Source organism: Ignavibacteriales bacterium, assembly GCA_026390595.1.
Taxonomy (GTDB): Bacteria; Bacteroidota; Ignavibacteria; order UBA10030; family UBA10030; genus UBA9647.
The window spans coordinates 69,803-86,509 of record JAPLFQ010000020.1 but is presented as its reverse complement, the minus strand read 5'-3'; the positions used below and the strand labels follow the sequence as shown (position 1 = coordinate 86,509).

The 16,707-nt window shown below is 53.5% G+C and carries 15 protein-coding genes; 10 read left to right on the top strand and 5 right to left on the bottom strand.

Translation table 11 applies throughout. The annotated features are described in order from the left end of the window. Nucleotides 1-37: 37 nt before the first annotated feature. The 6 genes from NTU47_08505 (at nt 38) to NTU47_08480 (ending at nt 3,666) form a co-directional block, all read left to right on the top strand. Nucleotides 38-292, top strand: coding sequence for a 4Fe-4S dicluster domain-containing protein (locus NTU47_08505; GenBank protein MCX6133839.1), 255 nt, complete (start codon nt 38-40; stop codon nt 290-292). 43 nt (nt 293-335) lie between these two features. Continuing rightward, nucleotides 336-1,433, top strand: a complete 1,098-nt coding sequence (locus NTU47_08500) for a 3-methyl-2-oxobutanoate dehydrogenase subunit VorB (GenBank protein MCX6133838.1) — start codon at nt 336-338, stop codon at nt 1,431-1,433. 5 nt (nt 1,434-1,438) lie between these two features. Further along, nucleotides 1,439-2,215, top strand: a complete 777-nt coding sequence (locus NTU47_08495) for a thiamine pyrophosphate-dependent enzyme (protein ID MCX6133837.1) — start codon at nt 1,439-1,441, stop codon at nt 2,213-2,215. 14 nt (nt 2,216-2,229) lie between these two features. Next, nucleotides 2,230-2,799 carry a 2-oxoacid:acceptor oxidoreductase family protein gene (locus NTU47_08490; GenBank protein ID MCX6133836.1) on the top strand — a complete coding sequence of 190 codons (570 nt, stop codon included), beginning with the start codon at nt 2,230-2,232 and terminating at the stop codon, nt 2,797-2,799. 32 nt (nt 2,800-2,831) lie between these two features. Continuing rightward, a complete protein-coding gene (locus NTU47_08485; protein MCX6133835.1) occupies nt 2,832-3,101 on the top strand; it encodes a hypothetical protein in 270 nt (89 codons plus the stop codon). Between the two features lie 127 nt (nt 3,102-3,228). After that, nucleotides 3,229-3,666, top strand: a complete 438-nt coding sequence (locus NTU47_08480) for an Rrf2 family transcriptional regulator (GenBank protein MCX6133834.1) — start codon at nt 3,229-3,231, stop codon at nt 3,664-3,666. 95 nt (nt 3,667-3,761) lie between these two features. Here NTU47_08480 and NTU47_08475 read toward each other — a convergent pair whose 3' ends face one another. The 5 genes from NTU47_08475 to NTU47_08455 are packed head-to-tail and all read right to left on the bottom strand — an operon-like array spanning nt 3,762 to nt 8,883. Next, nucleotides 3,762-4,259 carry a 3-isopropylmalate dehydratase gene (locus NTU47_08475; GenBank protein MCX6133833.1) on the bottom strand — a complete coding sequence of 166 codons (498 nt, stop codon included), beginning with the start codon at nt 4,257-4,259 and terminating at the stop codon, nt 3,762-3,764. Nucleotide 4,260: 1 nt separating this feature from the next. Next, a complete protein-coding gene (locus NTU47_08470) occupies nt 4,261-5,553 on the bottom strand; it encodes a 3-isopropylmalate dehydratase large subunit (protein MCX6133832.1) in 1,293 nt (430 codons plus the stop codon). Between the two features lie 16 nt (nt 5,554-5,569). After that, complete coding sequence (locus NTU47_08465) at nt 5,570-6,763, bottom strand: CaiB/BaiF CoA-transferase family protein (GenBank protein ID MCX6133831.1); 1,194 nt, start codon at nt 6,761-6,763, stop codon at nt 5,570-5,572. A gap of 33 nt (nt 6,764-6,796) precedes the next feature. Next, nucleotides 6,797-7,717 (bottom strand): hydroxymethylglutaryl-CoA lyase, encoded by a 921-nt coding sequence (locus NTU47_08460; GenBank protein ID MCX6133830.1) that lies wholly within the window; start codon nt 7,715-7,717, stop codon nt 6,797-6,799. 47 nt (nt 7,718-7,764) lie between these two features. Next, the gene (locus tag NTU47_08455) at nt 7,765-8,883 is read right to left on the bottom strand and encodes an isocitrate/isopropylmalate dehydrogenase family protein (protein ID MCX6133829.1); all 1,119 of its coding nucleotides are present in this window, start codon (nt 8,881-8,883) and stop codon (nt 7,765-7,767) included. A 314-nt stretch (nt 8,884-9,197) separates the two neighbouring features. On the opposite strand from NTU47_08455, the gene NTU47_08450 reads away from it, so the two are divergent. The 4 genes from NTU47_08450 to NTU47_08435 all read left to right on the top strand — a co-directional run bounded on the left by NTU47_08450 (nt 9,198) and on the right by NTU47_08435 (nt 16,442). Further along, nucleotides 9,198-9,638, top strand: coding sequence for an Rrf2 family transcriptional regulator (locus tag NTU47_08450; GenBank protein MCX6133828.1), 441 nt, complete (start codon nt 9,198-9,200; stop codon nt 9,636-9,638). Nucleotides 9,639-9,674: 36 nt separating this feature from the next. Then, nucleotides 9,675-10,865 (top strand): 4Fe-4S binding protein, encoded by a 1,191-nt coding sequence (locus NTU47_08445; GenBank protein MCX6133827.1) that lies wholly within the window; start codon nt 9,675-9,677, stop codon nt 10,863-10,865. A gap of 1 nt (nt 10,866) precedes the next feature. After that, on the top strand, nt 10,867-11,637 hold the full coding sequence (locus NTU47_08440; protein MCX6133826.1) for a class I SAM-dependent methyltransferase: 771 nt from the start codon (nt 10,867-10,869) through the stop codon (nt 11,635-11,637). A 347-nt stretch (nt 11,638-11,984) separates the two neighbouring features. Continuing rightward, nucleotides 11,985-16,442: a PAS domain S-box protein gene (locus tag NTU47_08435; GenBank protein MCX6133825.1), complete on the top strand. Its 4,458-nt coding sequence runs from the start codon at nt 11,985-11,987 to the stop codon at nt 16,440-16,442. Nucleotides 16,443-16,707: the final 265 nt, after the last annotated feature.

Genomic DNA, 16,707 nt, shown 5'->3' with positions numbered 1-16,707 from the left:
GGTTCCCGAACGCAGAGCATGAAAGGGGCAAGTCCCTATGATCCGAGGTAAGATTACAGTAGCCGAAGAGATCTGTAAAGGCTGCGAGTTGTGTGTTGCAGCCTGTCCCCAGGATAGTCTCGCTCTTTCAGACAAGCTCAATCTGAAAGGATATCGATTCGCAGTCCTGGTGCAGGACAACTGCACGGGTTGCGTCAATTGCGCACTCGTCTGTCCGGATGCAGCTATTACCGTCTATCGTCAGAAGAAACCAGCCAAAGGCGTCAGCTCAGAAGTTCGGGTTGCAGTCTGACCCCCGACGCAATTCAATCCCACACCAAGCCAAAAAAAGTGCTATGCCTACGCTCGAAGAGAAAACTGAAATTCGACTGATGAAAGGAAACGAGGCGCTTGCCGAAGCTGCTTTCCGGGCTGGAATGCAGGCGTATTTCGGATATCCCATAACACCGCAGTCGGAAGTGATCGAGTACCTGATGGCAGAACAGCCAAAACATGATTGTGTGGTCCTGCAAGCTGAGAGCGAAGTCGCTGCGATCAACATGGTGTTCGGTGCGTCTGGTGCAGGAGCCAGGGTGATGACCTCGTCGTCGGGGCCCGGGATCAGCCTGATGCAGGAAGGTATTTCGTATATGGCGTCTGCGCAACTGCCTTGCTTGCTTGTGAATGTACAGCGGGGCGGACCGGGTCTTGGAACTATTCAACCTTCACAGGGAGATTATTTCCAGGCAGTGAAGGGGGGCGGTCATGGTGACTATCGTTTGATCGTTCTTGCTCCTGCGTCAGTCCAGGAAATGGCAAATTTTGTGTTCGAAGGTTTTCGGCTCGCGGAGAAGTACAGAAATCCGGCGATGATCCTTACGGACGGTGCACTTGGTCAAATGATGGAGAAGCTCGAGATGCCGGTGAAAGGCTCCTTGCCGTATCCCGCCGCAACGTGGGCGACGAAAGGGAAGCAAAAGGACAAAGAGCGAAATATCATCACGTCTCTCCACATGCAGCCCGAGCAGATGGAGCAGGTGAATCTCCATCTCCAGGAAAAATACCGCCTGATAGAGGAGAACGAGGTCCGATACGAGGAGTTCGGGGTTGACGACGCCGACGTCCTGCTGGTGGCATTTGGACTTGTTGCACGGATCTGTCAGAAGGCGATGCAACTGGCGCGTGCGAAGGGCCTGAAGGTCGGTCTTCTTCGTCCCATCACGCTCTTTCCTTATCCCTCGAAGAGGCTGGCCGAACTCTCTTCAAAAATCGGGGCGGTGTTGACTGTCGAGATGAACGCTGGCCAGATGCTGGAGGATGTTCGCCTGGCGGTCGAAGGACGCTGTCCCGTACACTTCAAGGGGCGGATGGGCGGCATGATCCCGTCTCCGGAAGAAGTGCTCGAGGCCATCGAAACGATTACTGAGAAACACGACGTCGAACTGCAAAGGTGATTCCAATGGATCTACCTCCAATTACAAATGGATTTGAGCTTGTGTACAGGAAGCCTCAGACACTGACCGAAACGCCGATGCACTACTGCCCGGGATGCGGGCACGGGGTGGTCCACAGGGTGCTCATGGAAGTCATCGAGGAGATGGGCATTCAGGATAAGACAATTGGTGTTGTGCCGGTTGGCTGTTCGGTGCTGGCCTATGAGTACATGAATATCGATGTGCAGGAAGCGGCACACGGTAGAGCTTCCGCCGTGGCGACCGGTGTTAAGCGCGTGCTTCCAGACCATTTTGTGTTTTCATATCAGGGGGATGGTGATCTGGCCGCAATCGGAACAGCGGAAACGATTCACACGATCAACCGCGGTGAGAATATTCTGATGGTCTTTATCAACAATGCCATCTATGGGATGACCGGCGGCCAGATGGCGCCGACCTCGCTGCTGGGGATGAAAACTACGACGTCTCCACTTGGACGGGACTCCAGGTTTGCAGGGCACCCCTTGAAAATCACCAACATGATATCTCAGCTTCCAGGAGCATTCTACGTGACGCGGCATTCAGTCCATTCCCCGGCGGCTGTCCGCAAGCTGAAGAAGGCGGTGCAGTCATCATTCGACTATCAGAAGCTGAACAAAGGGACTTGCTTTATCGAGGTTCTTTCGAACTGCCCCTCTGGGTGGAAAATGACTCCGGCAGAGTCGAATAAATGGCTCGAAGAAAACATGTTCCCGGTTTATCCGCTGGGCGACCTGAAGACGCCCTCACAAAATATGAACTAGGCAGGCATACTCCTATGGTGAAGAATCAGGAAGTCATTTTCGCTGGATTTGGCGGCCAGGGTGTTCTTTCGATGGGCCAGCTGCTTGTGTACGCGGCAATGTTGGAGGGGAAGGAAGTCAGTTGGATGCCCTCGTACGGGCCCGAAATGCGGGGCGGCACAGCCAACTGCATCGTCATCGTTTCAGAAGAACGTATCAGTTCCCCGATCGTGTCAAGATTTGACTCGGCGATTGTCCTCAATCAACCATCGCTTGATAAATTTGAACATAAGGTTCAGCCAGGTGGACTTCTGATCTACGAGCGATCGACGATTATCAGCCCGCCGACGAGAACTGATATCGAAGTGCTCAACATCCCCGCTATTGATGAAGCGCACAGATTGACGAGTAAGCAGGTCGCCAATGTCGTCCTGCTTGGGGCATACCTAGAACGCCGGCCAATCGTGAAACCGGAGAATGTGATCCTCGCTCTCCGGAAGGTCCTGCCGAAGCATCGACAGCACCTGCTTCCGGTCAACGAACAAGCCCTGGCAAGGGGCAAAGAACTCGCCATCGAAGCGCTTGCCGAACCTGTTGTGCGGTAACGGAGTACATTGTTGGAGAAGGAAGGGACGACATGAACGAACTGAATGTCACATGTGCACACGCGTGCCGCGGCACGTGCGCGATGCTGACCGAAGCTCTCCGGGAAGAAAGCGCAATGGCCCGCTTCTACGAGAGGCTTGGTGCGGAGTGCAACTATCCTGACGTCCACGCCATGCTCCAGGAGCTGATCGAATCGCGCAGCAAGTCCGTTCTGATGATCAATCAGAAACTGAACGAACTTCGCGCCCGTTCCGAGGTCATCGACGGGGTTATTTCGAGCTTCGATTCCACAGGGGGGTAATTCTTCCTCAACGCAGGTTCTTCACACGCAGAAGGATTGGGTGTGTCGACAGGGACGACAAACTGGCCATCGACTCCTCCACTTGCGGCATCTCACGGCATCACTTCCCAGAAAATCACACCCTGCAATGAGTGTATTGTTCAGCCGGCAATGTGAGTACGCGCTTCAGGCTGTCACATATCTTGCGTTGAAGCCCGACGGCGAGAAAACGTCGATCAGGGAACTGACCAGGAACATCGGAACGCCATATCACTTTCTCGCCAAGATCCTCCAGAATCTGACCTACAAAAGATTGCTCGTGTCACAAAAGGGTCCCACGGGGGGCTTTGCGCTGGCTAAATCGGCAAACGACATCTCACTCTTTGACATTGTAGAGGCCATCGACGGTGTGAGTTTCACAACGAATTGTGTCATGGGCTTCCCTGAGTGTTCCGGCAAAAACCCATGTGCCGTTCATGTTGTCTGGGGAGAGCTTCGGGAAAACCTTCGCACGACACTGGGAGACAAGACTATCGCTCAAATGGCGAAAGACATGAAGAAACCGGAGTACAGATCCGTGCGCTGATGACCTCCGGGAAAGGCAAGAGGGAGGCTGTAACGCAAAACCCCCGCTGACATCCAGCAGGGGTTTTGTGTTTTAAACCGATAGGTATGTGTGAATCAGGACGCCTTTCCTTCCATCAGGCGCTTGCGCGTATACGCAATCAATCCGCCTGCGTCGATGATGGCTTGACGCGCTTTCGGAAGAGGCACTGTCGGGTATCGTTTCCCCGTTGTCGCATTCACCACTTCTGAGTCAGTTATTTGTATTTCGTCTCCTTCAGAGGCTTGAATGCCCGGGCAGACGATTGTCCGCAATCCCAGATTGATTCCGTTCTGGAGGAAGATCCTGGCAAACCCCGGAGCGATGATGACGAGGTCGTGACCTTTCAAAGTCGAGACGGCTTGCTCACGCGAAGAACCGCATCCGAAATTGTTGCCGCCGATGATGACGCTCCCCGGAGGGATCTGCTTCGATTTCAGCTTGGCATTGAACTCCGTCAGGTCGGCGAATGCAAACTGGGGAGTTTCGGTTGGAAGGACGGTTGCCATGAAGCGTCCCGGATAGATAACATCGGTCGAGATATCATCCTCAAGTTTAATGACGACGGTGGCCATTTCAGTTCGCTCCTTTCCGGGGGCTGGTGATGAACCCTTTCAGTGCAGATGCTGCCGCGACGGCAGGCGAACACAGAAAGACCTGGGAATTGGGATTTCCCATCCTTCCTTTGAAGTTTCGATTTGTTGTCGACAGCGCTGTTTCGCCGTCTCCGAGCGCTCCCTCGTGAATTCCGAGACACGGACCGCAGCCCGGGTTCATGACGACGGCGCCCGCTTTCATGAATATCCCGATATATCCTTTGGCAAGTGCTTGCGTGTAGATGCGTCCGGAGGCAGGGAAGACAAGCATCCTCGTGTTCTCCGCCACTTTCTTTCCTTTCATGATGGACGCAGCGATCGCCAGGTCGTCCAGCCGTCCGTTCGTGCATGATCCGATCACGACCTGATTGACCTTCGTCCCCTTCACCGCCGCAATCGGTTTCACGTTGTCTACAGTGTGCGGACACGCTATCTGTGATTCGAGCTTCGAGACATCGATGTCGATACTATGCTCGTACACTGCATCACGGTCAGGCAGGACAAGTTCGATCTTTCCTTTCACCCCCGCCTCTTCCCTGAGATAGCGAACCGTTTCCTTGTCTGGAGGGACGATTCCCGCTGTCGCTCCTGCCTCGACGGACATATTGCAGATTACTAATCGGCCCGAGGTGCTCATCGAGCGAATGGTCGGTCCGTGAAACTCGATTGCTTTGAAATTGGCCCCCTGAGCACTCATCGTCCCGATGAGGTGGAGGATGAGATCCTTCGGTCCGACAAACTTCTTAAACTTCCCGCGGACGTTTACCTTCACGGTGGCGGGTACTTCAACGTTGAGAGCGATGCCGAGCGCCCACACACTTGCCATTTCGGTTGCTCCGATGCCGAATGCGAAGGCACCGAGGGCTCCATGGCTGGTAGTATGCGAATCGGTGCCTACCACAATGGTCCCGGGCCTCACATATCCGTTTTCAGGAAGGATCTGGTGACAGATACCTCCAACATCTCCGCGGATATCATGAAACTTACCTATTCCCTGTGCTGCGACGAACTCGCGAACCTTCTTCTGATTTGAAGCTGTCTTTGACGATTCGGCAGGGACGCGATGATCGAAAATGACTGAAACCCTGGAAGGATCCCAGATCTTCGGTTGGAGTTTCGTCCCTTGGTACACTTCAAGAAATTGGTTGAGGACGAGGGCCGCATTCTCGTGCGACATCGCGAGGTCAACCTTTGGTTCCACGACATCTCCTGCCTTTACCGATGCCAGCCCTGATGCGCGGGCCAGAATCTTTTCGGCAACTGTCATTCCCATAGAAGCTTCTCCTTTGTTAGATGATCTTTGCAGCTTTGAACGCTGCAATCTCTTCGTCGGAGTATCCGATTGCTTTCAGAACGTCGCCGGTGTGCTGACCCAGTGTCGGTGGAGGTGCTTCGACTTGTCCGGGGGTCTTCGAGAACTTGGCGGTCAGGTTGAAGAGCTTCAAATCTCCTATATTCTCGACGTGAACCGATCCAAACGTATTGCGGTGTTCCACCTGCGGCTGTGAAAGTGCTGCCTGAAGGCTTAGGATAGTGCCGGAGGGAACATCGTTTTTGTTCAATGCTACCACCCAGTAGTCCGTATCCTGCTCAATCAGTTTGGCCTCCAACAACGGCGTGAGCTGCTTCCGGTTCTTCTTCCGTGTGTCGCGTTCCTGAAATCGTGGGTCGGTCTTGAGCTCGGGGAGACCTAGGACGTCGGCAACCGATTCCCACTGCTCCTGCTTGTTGGCGGCGATGTTCACGTAACCGTCTCTGGTTCTGAACGTGCCGGAAGGCGCGGCTGTGAAGTTGTCGTTTCCCATCATCACGGGCTGCTGGCCGCCGATCATGAGGTTGGCGGCGACCCACCCCATCAGGGGCATGATGGAATCCAGCAGAGAAACGTCGATGAATTGTCCTTCGCCGGTCCGTTCGCGGTAAAAGAGCGCACCCATGATCGCAAAAGCCGCGTTCAAACCGCCGACGGTATCACAAACGGGGAATCCTGCGCGCAGTGGATTGAGGCGTTCGTCACCGTTGATGGCCATCTCACCGCTAAGGCCTTGTATGATCTGGTCGTACGCCGGTTTCAAAGCGTCGGGTCCTGTCTGACCGAAGCCCGAAATAGCGCAATAGACCAGGCGCGGGTTATCTTTGCTCAAAGCCTCGTACGAGAGGCCGAGACGATTCATAACGTCGGGTCTGAAATTCTCGACCACTACGTCGGCTGTCTTGGCGAGCCGCCTGAATATCTCTTTTCCTTCCGGCGCTTTCAGGTTCAGCGTAAGCGACTTCTTGTTTGCGTTTTGAGCCAGGAAACTCGTCCCCATGAGCATTTGATTGAATTTCGGGACTGATCCGAGCTTCCGCGCCAGGTCGCCATCGGTCGGGTTTTCGACCTTGATGACTTCTGCCCCTGCCAGCGACAAATGAAGTGTGGCGAATGGACCTGAAAGGACATTTGTGAGATCGAGTACTCTTATTCCATCAAGCAGTTTCATGTTCTTCAGTGGTTTGTCTTTGTCGTTACGATTTCAATTACTCCGGATGTTGGACAGGATTGGCCCTGACTTGTAGACGTGGCCCGGCATCTCGCGTCCAAAGAACACAGCGACTTCCTTGGAGAGTGAAAGAAGACTGTCGATGCTGACGTCCATCCTCATCCCGGCGCGCTGGAGAAAATGGACAAAATCCTCTGTGCACACGTTGCCTGCTGCGACCTTTGTGAAGGGGCATCCTCCGAGTCCAGCGAAAGAGGATTCGAAATATCGGATCCCCAGTGTCATCGCAGCATACGTGTTGGCCATACCCATGCCATACGTATTGTGAAAATGACAGCTGCATTCGACGGATGGATCGAGAGCGAGGACCTGCTCAAAAAGCTCATGAACCTGGAACGGTTGCCCGTGTCCGGCTGTATCAGCAAGGCTGATGTTTTTGAGCCCGGCTTCGAGATAGCTCCGCACAATTGTCAGCACGCGCCGGGCAGGAATCGTTCCCTCGAAGCCGCAACCGAATGCAGACTGGACAGACACCTGCACTTTCTTGTGCTGCAGAAGGGCCTGTTTCCCCATCGCGATAATGCGTCCTGTGGCTTCCTCGGTCGACATGCCTGTGTTTTTCCTGCTATGAGTATCGCTTGCCGACACTCCCATACAGTACATGTCAACGCCGCATCGTTCCCCGCGCTCGAGCCCCTTTTCATTGAGGACAAGTCCTGAGAGGACAACATTCGATGATCTTTGTTGCCGAGTCTTGAAATACTCAAACAATGCGTCCGTGTCAGCCATCTGAGGTACTTTATCCGGATGGACGAATGATCCGAGTTGAATGACATCGACGCCGGACGCTATGAGCGCTTCCGCCCACCGGATTTTCTGCGCCAGTGGGACCACCAGTTTCTCCATCTGCAAGCCGTCGCGTAGACCAACCTCGTGAATGACGATTTCCTTCATTGCGTTTCCTCAGGGTTTTCGTTGCCCGATCAAACGGATGCCGCGCGTCAAAGCTTCGCAGCGATCGCTTCCGCCATCTGCGTGGTCGAGTTCGGCCCGTTCATATCGTATGTGCGGACCTTTCCTTCCTTGATGACTGCAGCGACGGCGTTTTCAATATCGCTCCCTTTGCTTGTCTCGCCGAGCCAATCCAGCATCATCTTGGCCGCGAGGATAGTCGCGATGGGATTGACCTTGTCCTGGCCGGCATATTTTGGCGCTGAGCCGTGCGTTGGTTCAAAGACCGCGAGCTTCGTGCCGATGTTTCCGGAGCAGCCAAACCCGAGCCCGCCGACCATCTGAGCGCATAAGTCGGAAATGATGTCTCCATAGAGATTGGGAGCGACGAGCACGTCGTAGTTGAAAGGGTTCTTCAGCAGCCACATCGTCATCGCATCAATGTTCGCGTCATCCATCTGTATTTCCGGATACTGCTTGGCGACTTCTTTCGCGGCATCGAGGAATAGTCCGTCCGTCGCCCGAACGACGTTTGCTTTGTGGACTACGGTGACTTTCTTCCGCTTGAACTTCCGAGCGAAGTCGAATGCTGCCCGCACGATCCTCTCAGAACCGGCCTTGGTGTTGATCTTGCACGAAATCGCGTATTGATCGGGGGGGAGTTTGCTGAACGCTGAAAACGGTTTGGACAGATTGTTCAGTGCTTCCGCAAGCTCGGGAGGTACCGGAGAGAATTCAACACCGGCATAAAGATCTTCAGTGTTTTCACGAAATACCACGAGATCGATCCCCTCCTTGAAGTTCAACGGATTCCCTGGATATCCTTTGCACGGACGGAGGCAAATGTAGAGGTCGAAGAGCTGGCGCATCCGGACGATGGGGGACCTGTATGTCAAACCCTTGCTCTGCAGGTCGGGTACGAGCTCGGTCTGTGCTGCTTTCACGGGTTTGGAGGTAATTGCCCCGAAGAGTGCTGCATCAACGTTCTTGAGCAGGTCAATCGTTCGTGCGGGGAAGGCATCACCTTCCTGGCACCAGAAGTCCCAGCCGATGTCACCGTGAATATACTCAGCGTCCAGTCCGACCTTGTCGAGGACGATTCTGGTCGCCTTCAGAACCTCTATGCCTATGCCGTCTCCAGGAAGCCACGCAATCTTGAATTTTGCCATATCTACTCCGGATGATTTGCTGGGTCTGAATTGGTTCGAATTTACTCAAATCACATTAGGAACTCTCAACGCTCGTGCCAGAATATTTCGAGGATCTCTCTGAGCGCCCGCCGAAATCACTTAGAGATTTCCTGCGATTCATCGATTTCACAAGGCGGGATGTTGCCGATATTCGCAATCCTGGCAATCCCAATCAAAAGGCTTATGTTTTTCTACCTTTGTAGAAGTCCCTTGTCACTAGTGAGAATCACTTTCTTCTTGACAAATGGGTTTCGAAGACTTAATTTAAGACTAAATAGTCCGAGATTTGACCTATGAGCCTTATCTTCAGCCGAGAATGTGAGTATGCAATCCAGGCGGTGACGTATCTGGCAAGACGTCCCGAAGAGTCCAGAACTTCGATCAGACAGCTCGCACGAATTCTCAAGATCCCTCATCACTTCTTAGCCAAGATTTTGCAGCGGCTCACACAAAAAGGGCTGCTTGTGTCCACGAAAGGGCCCAAGGGTGGATTCGCGCTCGCATTGCCTGCCAAAGGCATCACGCTTTTTCACATCGTCGACGCAGTGGACGGCGTAGGATTCGCGAACCAGTGCGTTCTTGGATTCCCGGAGTGCTCCGGAAAACACCCGTGCGCTGTCCACGAACAATGGGGAAGCATTCGCGAATCGATCTATCGTCTCCTGGTGAGCCAGGATCTCTCAGAGGTTGGCGCGGGAATGAAGAAGCCTGAGTACGAGGCAGCAAAACGTTAGCAGTTACGACTTCGCGAGTATTATCCGAACATAGCCATGCCACAAAACCTTATTGCTGGACATACACAGATTGTTGTCGGGACCGCTCCACAACGACCCGCCCTGAAGATCAGGAAGATTTCCCCCGAACTTCGGCGACGCATGCCCGTCGCCCCGCCAGGTCTGACCTGGTACCGGCGCACACTCTGGAACATGAAGAACGATTCGCAGTTTCTCCGCAGCACTGTTCAACTGGCCTTCGTTTTGCTCTGCGTTTGGATCGGAATCGAGTTTCATCTCTTCATGCGCTGGGGTCTGTCGGGAGGAACGACATCCTTCGTGGCCCGCCCCCCGGGGGCTGAGGGATTTCTTCCCATTGGTGCCCTGATGAGCTTCAAGTACTGGTTCGATTCGGGCATCGTGAATCAGATTCATCCTTCGGGACTGTACATTTTCGTAGCGATTGTGGTCATTAGTCTCATGTTGAAAAAGGCCTTCTGCAGCTGGCTTTGTCCTATTGGCACATTGAGTGAATCGCTCTGGATGCTTGGAGAGAAGGTTTTTGGTCGGAATGTCATCATCACGAAATGGCTCGACATTCCTTTGCGCTCGCTCAAGTACTTTCTGCTCCTGTTCTTTGTCGCTGCCATTTGGGGAATGGATGTCCCGTCCATGAAGGCGTTCATCGAGAGCCCCTACAACCGTATGGCTGACGTGAAAATGTATCTCTTCTTCGCTCGCATCACATCGACAGCGCTCTGGACAGTTCTCATTTTGATGATGCTGTCGGTCGTCGTAAAGAACTTCTGGTGCCGTTATCTCTGCCCCTACGGAGCTTTTCTCGGATTCCTCAGCCTCCTCAGCCCGGTCAAGATCACACGGCAGAAGTCGACCTGTGTCGATTGTGAATTGTGTACGAAGGCGTGTCCTTCGGACATCATCGTTCACCTGGCAGGCAGGGTCCGTAGCGACGAGTGCACCGCGTGCCTGAAATGCGTTGAGGTTTGTCCCGTGAAGAATACACTGAGTTTACGAACACCGAAGAGCAGCACGGATATTCCTGCCTGGGTTTTCGGCGGTCTGGTGGCAGGTGTATTCGCAGCGATCACAGGCCTGGCGATAATGACAGGCTCATGGCAGAACAATATCTCGAAGGAAGAGTATAGGGTGCAGTTTCAGCAGCTCGAATCGTCCGCGTATTCGCATCCTTTCGGCGGTTCGGGGAGCGACGTCCCGAATGGAGAATAGCGTGACCGATGAACCCAAAGGTATCGCGGATTTTTATGACCTCCTTGCTCCCGATTATGATGCTATGACCGGGTTCGAAAAACGCTTCGTCAAGGAACGTCCTTTTTTCAGACTTCTTGTCGAGCGTCACAAGATCAAGGCCGCTCTGGACGCAGGATGCGGGTCAGGATTTCATGCGTTGCTTCTCGCTGAGCTTGGAGTACGTGTGACCGCTGTTGACGCGTCGGAGCAAATGGTGCGCCTGACGAGAAATCATGCAAAACAGCGCGGAGCAGGAATCGAGACATTCGTGGGTACATTCGAAGGCCTGGGCGGTCTCGTCAACAAGCGGTTTGATGCGGTGTTTGTCATGGGAAATTCCCTGCCTCATCTTGTGAAAGTGGAGAATCTGAAGTTGGCACTTGCCAACTTTTTTGACCTCCTGCAGGCAGGGGGAGTCCTGTTCTGTCAGACTCTCAACTACGACAGAATTCTGGCGGGTCATGATCGGATACAGAACGAGAAAGAAGTCGGGGAGAAGACCTTTGTACGTTACTACGAGTACGATGAAGGCGGAATTCTTTTCAACATCCTCACCCGTTCGAAGTCCGGGGATGAGGTGAAAGAAAAGTCGCAGAGGGTCAGACTGAGACCAATACTCCATGTTGAGTTCTCCCAACAGTTGGAGGAGGCAGGTTTTGTGGATGTGAAGAAGTTCGGCGGGGTGTCCATGGACGTATTCAATGCGGAAATCTCGAAAGACCTTGTAGTGTTGGCAAGAAAACCGATGTAGTCCCATGTGAAGTGTCAGTCGACTCTTTGTCCCTCAATTTCCTTTCCGGACAGGAGAATCCGCAATACGCCCCCCACGTCTCGCAACAGTGCTTCCCTTGTAATTCAAGCTGGCGTCTCAAGAGGAACACTTCCCACATTGGACGGCTTCGTTCTCATTTATGAGAGCGCTCGTGCGAACGGAGCTGTTCGACGAAGGCGTTCGACCTATTCGTTTGAATTGACGAGAAACGCATCGATTTTCATTCAATTTCGCCACTGACCATCTAAATAGGAGTATATCATCCGAAAGGGGTGGCACGGAGATTGTCCGAATGGTCTTTAGTCTGAACGCAAGGAGAGGAAATCATGACGGAAACGGATCGACGGTCTGCACTCCCCACATGGCCCATGTACGGCTACAGCTTTCTCTCGGCAGGAACGCTTGTCGGCAGCGTCGTGTGTGTACAGCTGGTTTCGAGCGTTTGGTGGGTGATTGTTCCGGCCTTGATGCTGCTGGCAGTATGCGGCATCGCGCTCGTTCGTTACGGGCAACAAAACGCCAAGCAGCTCCCAAACCATGCAGCCGGAAAAGCGCAGAATTCAGAATCTTTTTTGGACACCTATGATTCGCTCACGGGGAGTTCGAACGATATCATCTTGCTCGTTGAAGAGGACGGGACTATCGTGAAGGCGAATGATAGGGCTGCAGCCGCGTATGGCTATGACCGAATTGAACTGGAGGGGCTGAATATCCGTGCGATTCGCTCTCCGAGGGCACTCCACGAGCTTGCGCACCATGTTGAAATGATCAAAGGCAAGGGAGGATTGATATTTGAAACCGAACATCGCCGAAAAGGGGGAGAGATTTTTCCCGTAGAGACGAGTTCCAGGGTTCTCGAGGTCGCAGGTAAGCGATACTTCCATTCCATCATACGTGATACCACAGAACGGAAGAAGGCAGAACACCGGCTGGCAAGACTCAACGATTGTTTCCTGGGGTTCGGGGTGGACCCTTTCCAAAACATCAATAGTCTCGTTGCTCTCTGCGGTGAATTGTTGGGGGCTGCGACGTCCCTCTACAACAGGCTTGAGGGGGAACTACTCTGTTCTATCGGCCAATGGAACACTCCCGCAGGATACGAGGCAACAGACAAGGCGGAAGGACATCTCTGCTATGATCTGATACGAAGCAGGAATGAGTCTCTCATGGTAGTCCGGGATTTGCCAGCGACAGGCTATTTCGCGAGTGATCCGAATGTCAGAAAGTACGGCCTCAAGACATACGTTGGGAAGGGAGTGCAGTTCAGTCGGGAAAACGTCGGCGCTCTGTGCGTCGTTTTCAAGCACGACTTCGTGCCACATCCTGACGACGAACGGCTCATGAATATCATTGCTGCTGCAATCGGTGTGGAGGAAAACCGAAGACACAAGGAGGATGCGCTGCGGGAAAGTGAAGAACGGTACAAGCGCCTGGTCGATCTTTCCCCGGATGCAATCGCTGTCCACGTGGGGGGGCGATTCGTGTTCGTCAATGAGTCCGGTATCCGTCTGATCGGGGCACGTGAAATGAGCGACCTCGTTGGGATGCCTATTCTTGACATCGTCCATCCGGACTACAAGGAATTGGTGAAAGCCCGTGCGCTCGCGCAGCAGGGCAAATCCATGAGGCAGCCCTTTGTCGAGGAGAAGTTTGTGCGATTCGATGGTTCCCCCGTCGATGTGGAGGTTGCCACGGTTCCAATCATGTTCAGCGGCAAACCGGCCACGCTCGTTGTCGCGCGTGACCTCGAAGACAGGAAACGCTCTGAGGAGGAATTGCTCAGGTTGCGAAAGGCTGTTCAGTCATCCGGCGAGATCATCTTCACAACGAATGCCGAAGGCATGATCACCTATGTCAATCCGGAGTTCACGCAGATATACGGGTTCACTGCAGAGGAGGTTGTTGGCAAGGCGACGCCGAGAATCCTCAAGAGCGGAACGCTGGACCCGTCAAGCTACGCGATGTTCTGGGGTGAACTCCTGCGTAAGCGGGTGTTCAAGGGGGAACTGACGAACAGAACAAAAGATGGCCGGATCATTACCGTTGAGGGATCTGCGAGTCCCATTCTTGGAGACAAAGGTACAATCCTTGGATACCTTGCCATCCAGAGGGATGTGACCGAACGAAAGAAGGTCGAAGAAGCGCTCAAGAAATCCGAGGCGAGCTACCGAGAGTTGTTCAACAGCGTCATTGACGCGATCTACATTCAGGACAACGAGGGCCGATTCCTTGACGTGAACCAGGGCGCGGTTGAGATGTACGGCTATCCCCGCGAGTACTTCATCGGTCGGACTCCGGGCGATCTTTCGGCGCCCGGCTTGAATGACCTTGAACAGACACTCGAAGCTGTCCGAAAGACGTTCGCAGGCGAGCCCCAGCAGTTTGAGTGGTGGGGGAAGAGGAAAAACGGGGAGGTGTTTCCGAAAGAGGTGCGCTTGAATCGTAGTACATATCTTGGTCAGCAGGTCGTCGTCGCTCTCGGTCAGGATATAACGAAGCGGAAGCGCGCAGAAGAAGCGGTAAGGCGATCGGAGACCCGGTTCCGGCGGGTCTGGGAAAGTTCAATGGATGGGATGCGCATTCTCGATGAACATGGTTCGGTGGTGATGGTCAACGAGGCATTTTGCCGCATGATGGGCAAGTCGGCGGCCGAGATGGTTGGTAAACCATTCAGGGTGGTCTACGAATCGATATCGCCCGAACAGGACCTGTCAAGCATGAAAATATATCGGGATCGCTTTATCAGTCGAACGTTCGAAAGACATCAGGAGGTGGATCTCCTTCTCGAGGGAGGCAGGACAATTCTCGTCGAAATGTCCAACTCTCTGCTGGAAATGCCAAGCGAGCCGCCGCTCCTTCTCAGCATCTTTCGCGACGTCACCGAACGGCGGGAATCCGTACGGAAACTCCGCGAGAGCGAGGAGAAATTCAGATCGGTTTCGGAACAATCTCCTAACATGATCTATATCAACAAAAAGGGAAAGGTGGTCTACGTCAATCAACGCTGTGTTGATATGATGGGATATACGAGGGAGGAATTCTACGCACCGGAATTCAGTTTCTTGAGTTTGATAGTTCCCGAGTATGCATCAGTGGTCATGGATAACTTCTCAAAGCACTCCTCCGGCGCCGAGATACCGACGTACGAATATGTACTTCTCACAAAAGATCGAAAGCGAATCGTTGGGCTTCATACGACTCGCCTTATGAACTACGAGGGGGAGCCGGCGATTCTCGGGATTGTCACAGATGTCACTGAACGCCGTCTCGTTGAAGAAGAACTACGAAAACTGCACCGTGCCGTCGAACAGAGTCCGACGTCGGTTGTCATCACCGATTGTCAGGGGACAATCGAATACGTCAATCCGAAATTCACGGAGGTGACAGGTTACGCATTCGATGAGGTGAAGGGAAAGACGCCGCGCGTCCTCAAGTCAGGGTATACCACCGCCCAGGAGTACGCGGCACTGTGGGACACGATCCTCTCCGGAAAAGAATGGCGGGGAGAATTCCTTAACAAGAAGAAAAACGGGGAACAATTCTGGGAGCTGGCTTCCATCTCTCCGGTCAAGGATCCGTCAGGAGTCGTCACGCACTTCCTGGCTGTCAAAGAGGACATTACGCAGCGCAAAATGTTGGAGCAGCAACTGTTCCAGGCCAGAAAGATGGAGAGCCTGGGCACACTGGCGAGCGGGATCGCACACGATTTCAACAACATCCTCGGGATCATTCTCGGATATGCAACGATGCTTCGGGAAAAATCCGTCGGGAGGGAGAGGTCCGTGGTATACCTCGAGGCGATCGTGAAAGCAGCGGATCGGGGCGCGGGGTTGGTCCGTCAGATCCTCACGTTTGCGCGCAAGAGCGAGTTCAAGCTGGAATTGGTTGATGTGAACTCGATTATCGGAGAAATCACCACGATGCTCGGGGAGACATTCCCGAAAACGATCTCACTGTCCCTGCAATTTGAGAAAGCGCTTCCCCCGTTGTCCGTCGACAGGACGCAGATTCATCAGGCGTTGTTGAACCTCTGTCTCAATGCCAGGGACGCGATGACCGATCATGGGGCGATCAGCATCGCAACCAGACTTGTTCATGGAAAATCGCTTTCGGCGCACTTCCCTTCGGCCCTTGATGAGAACTACGTTGAGATTAGTGTCTCGGATACCGGGAGCGGCATCGATGAAACCACGAAGTCGAGGATCTTTGAACCGTTTTTTACGACCAAAGAAATCGGCAAAGGAACAGGACTGGGGCTTTCAGTGGTGTTTGGCGTTGTCGAGGCGCACAAGGGCTTCGTCGAGGTCGATTCCGAAGTTGGGCGTGGATCGACATTCCATGTCTATCTGCCGCTTCCCCTGGGCTCCGTGGTAGCGGGTGAGGAGGGAGAGGCTGAGAGCGAGGAGCCGAATGGAGGTTCGGAGACCATCCTGGTTGTCGAGGACGAAGAGCTGATGCTCGGGTTTGTGTGCACCGTTCTCGAGGAGAAAGGCTACAATGTACTTGTCGCGCGCGATGGCGAAGAAGCGGTAAACCTGTATTCGAAGGAAAGGGATTCCATCCAATTGGTGCTCTCTGATTTCGGCCTGCCGAAACTCGACGGCTGGGAGGCGTGTCTCCGCATGAGGGAACTGAATCGAAGGGTCAGGATTGTACTTGCAAGCGGGTATCTTGACCCGAACCTGAAAGTGGAAATATCGAAAGCAGGCATTGGAGGGTTTATCGGCAAGCCGTACAGTGCCAAAGAGGTATTGAAGGCCATCAGGAGGGCCCTCGATTCCTGACCGTCGGATGCGTAAGCTTATGACATACAAGAGGTTACCGGTGAATATTTTTTTCTTTTTTGCGGAACAATATTCGGCACTCTTGTGTTAAGAAATACGAACCCGCTCTTCGTTCCTACCTTGGGCGGGTTCATAACAACCTCCCTGACCCCGACGCTCACGGTGCGCGTCGGGGTTTTTTATTTTTCTCGCCTCAACCCCAATACGTCAACGAACCCTGGTGACAGTTTCGTCCCGCAAGAGAATCATGGTCAAGTCCAATTGG

Excerpts from the sequence above, each read along its gene's own strand:
- NTU47_08480 (MCX6133834.1), top strand. The coding sequence starts at position 3,229 with ATGAGTGTATTGTTCAGCCGGCAATGTGAGTACGCGCTTCAGGCTGTC.
- NTU47_08495 (MCX6133837.1), top strand. The coding sequence starts at position 1,439 with ATGGATCTACCTCCAATTACAAATGGATTTGAGCTTGTGTACAGGAAG.
- NTU47_08460 (MCX6133830.1), bottom strand. The coding sequence starts at position 7,717 with ATGAAGGAAATCGTCATTCACGAGGTTGGTCTACGCGACGGCTTGCAG.
- NTU47_08450 (MCX6133828.1), top strand. The coding sequence starts at position 9,198 with ATGAGCCTTATCTTCAGCCGAGAATGTGAGTATGCAATCCAGGCGGTG.
- NTU47_08500 (MCX6133838.1), top strand. The coding sequence starts at position 336 with ATGCCTACGCTCGAAGAGAAAACTGAAATTCGACTGATGAAAGGAAAC.
- NTU47_08470 (MCX6133832.1), bottom strand. The coding sequence starts at position 5,553 with ATGGGAATGACAGTTGCCGAAAAGATTCTGGCCCGCGCATCAGGGCTG.
- NTU47_08485 (MCX6133835.1), top strand. The coding sequence starts at position 2,832 with ATGAACGAACTGAATGTCACATGTGCACACGCGTGCCGCGGCACGTGC.
- NTU47_08475 (MCX6133833.1), bottom strand. The coding sequence starts at position 4,259 with ATGGCCACCGTCGTCATTAAACTTGAGGATGATATCTCGACCGATGTT.
- NTU47_08455 (MCX6133829.1), bottom strand. The coding sequence starts at position 8,883 with ATGGCAAAATTCAAGATTGCGTGGCTTCCTGGAGACGGCATAGGCATA.
- NTU47_08490 (MCX6133836.1), top strand. The coding sequence starts at position 2,230 with ATGGTGAAGAATCAGGAAGTCATTTTCGCTGGATTTGGCGGCCAGGGT.
- NTU47_08505 (MCX6133839.1), top strand. The coding sequence starts at position 38 with ATGATCCGAGGTAAGATTACAGTAGCCGAAGAGATCTGTAAAGGCTGC.
- NTU47_08465 (MCX6133831.1), bottom strand. The coding sequence starts at position 6,763 with ATGAAACTGCTTGATGGAATAAGAGTACTCGATCTCACAAATGTCCTT.
- NTU47_08445 (MCX6133827.1), top strand. The coding sequence starts at position 9,675 with ATGCCACAAAACCTTATTGCTGGACATACACAGATTGTTGTCGGGACC.
- NTU47_08435 (MCX6133825.1), top strand. The coding sequence starts at position 11,985 with ATGACGGAAACGGATCGACGGTCTGCACTCCCCACATGGCCCATGTAC.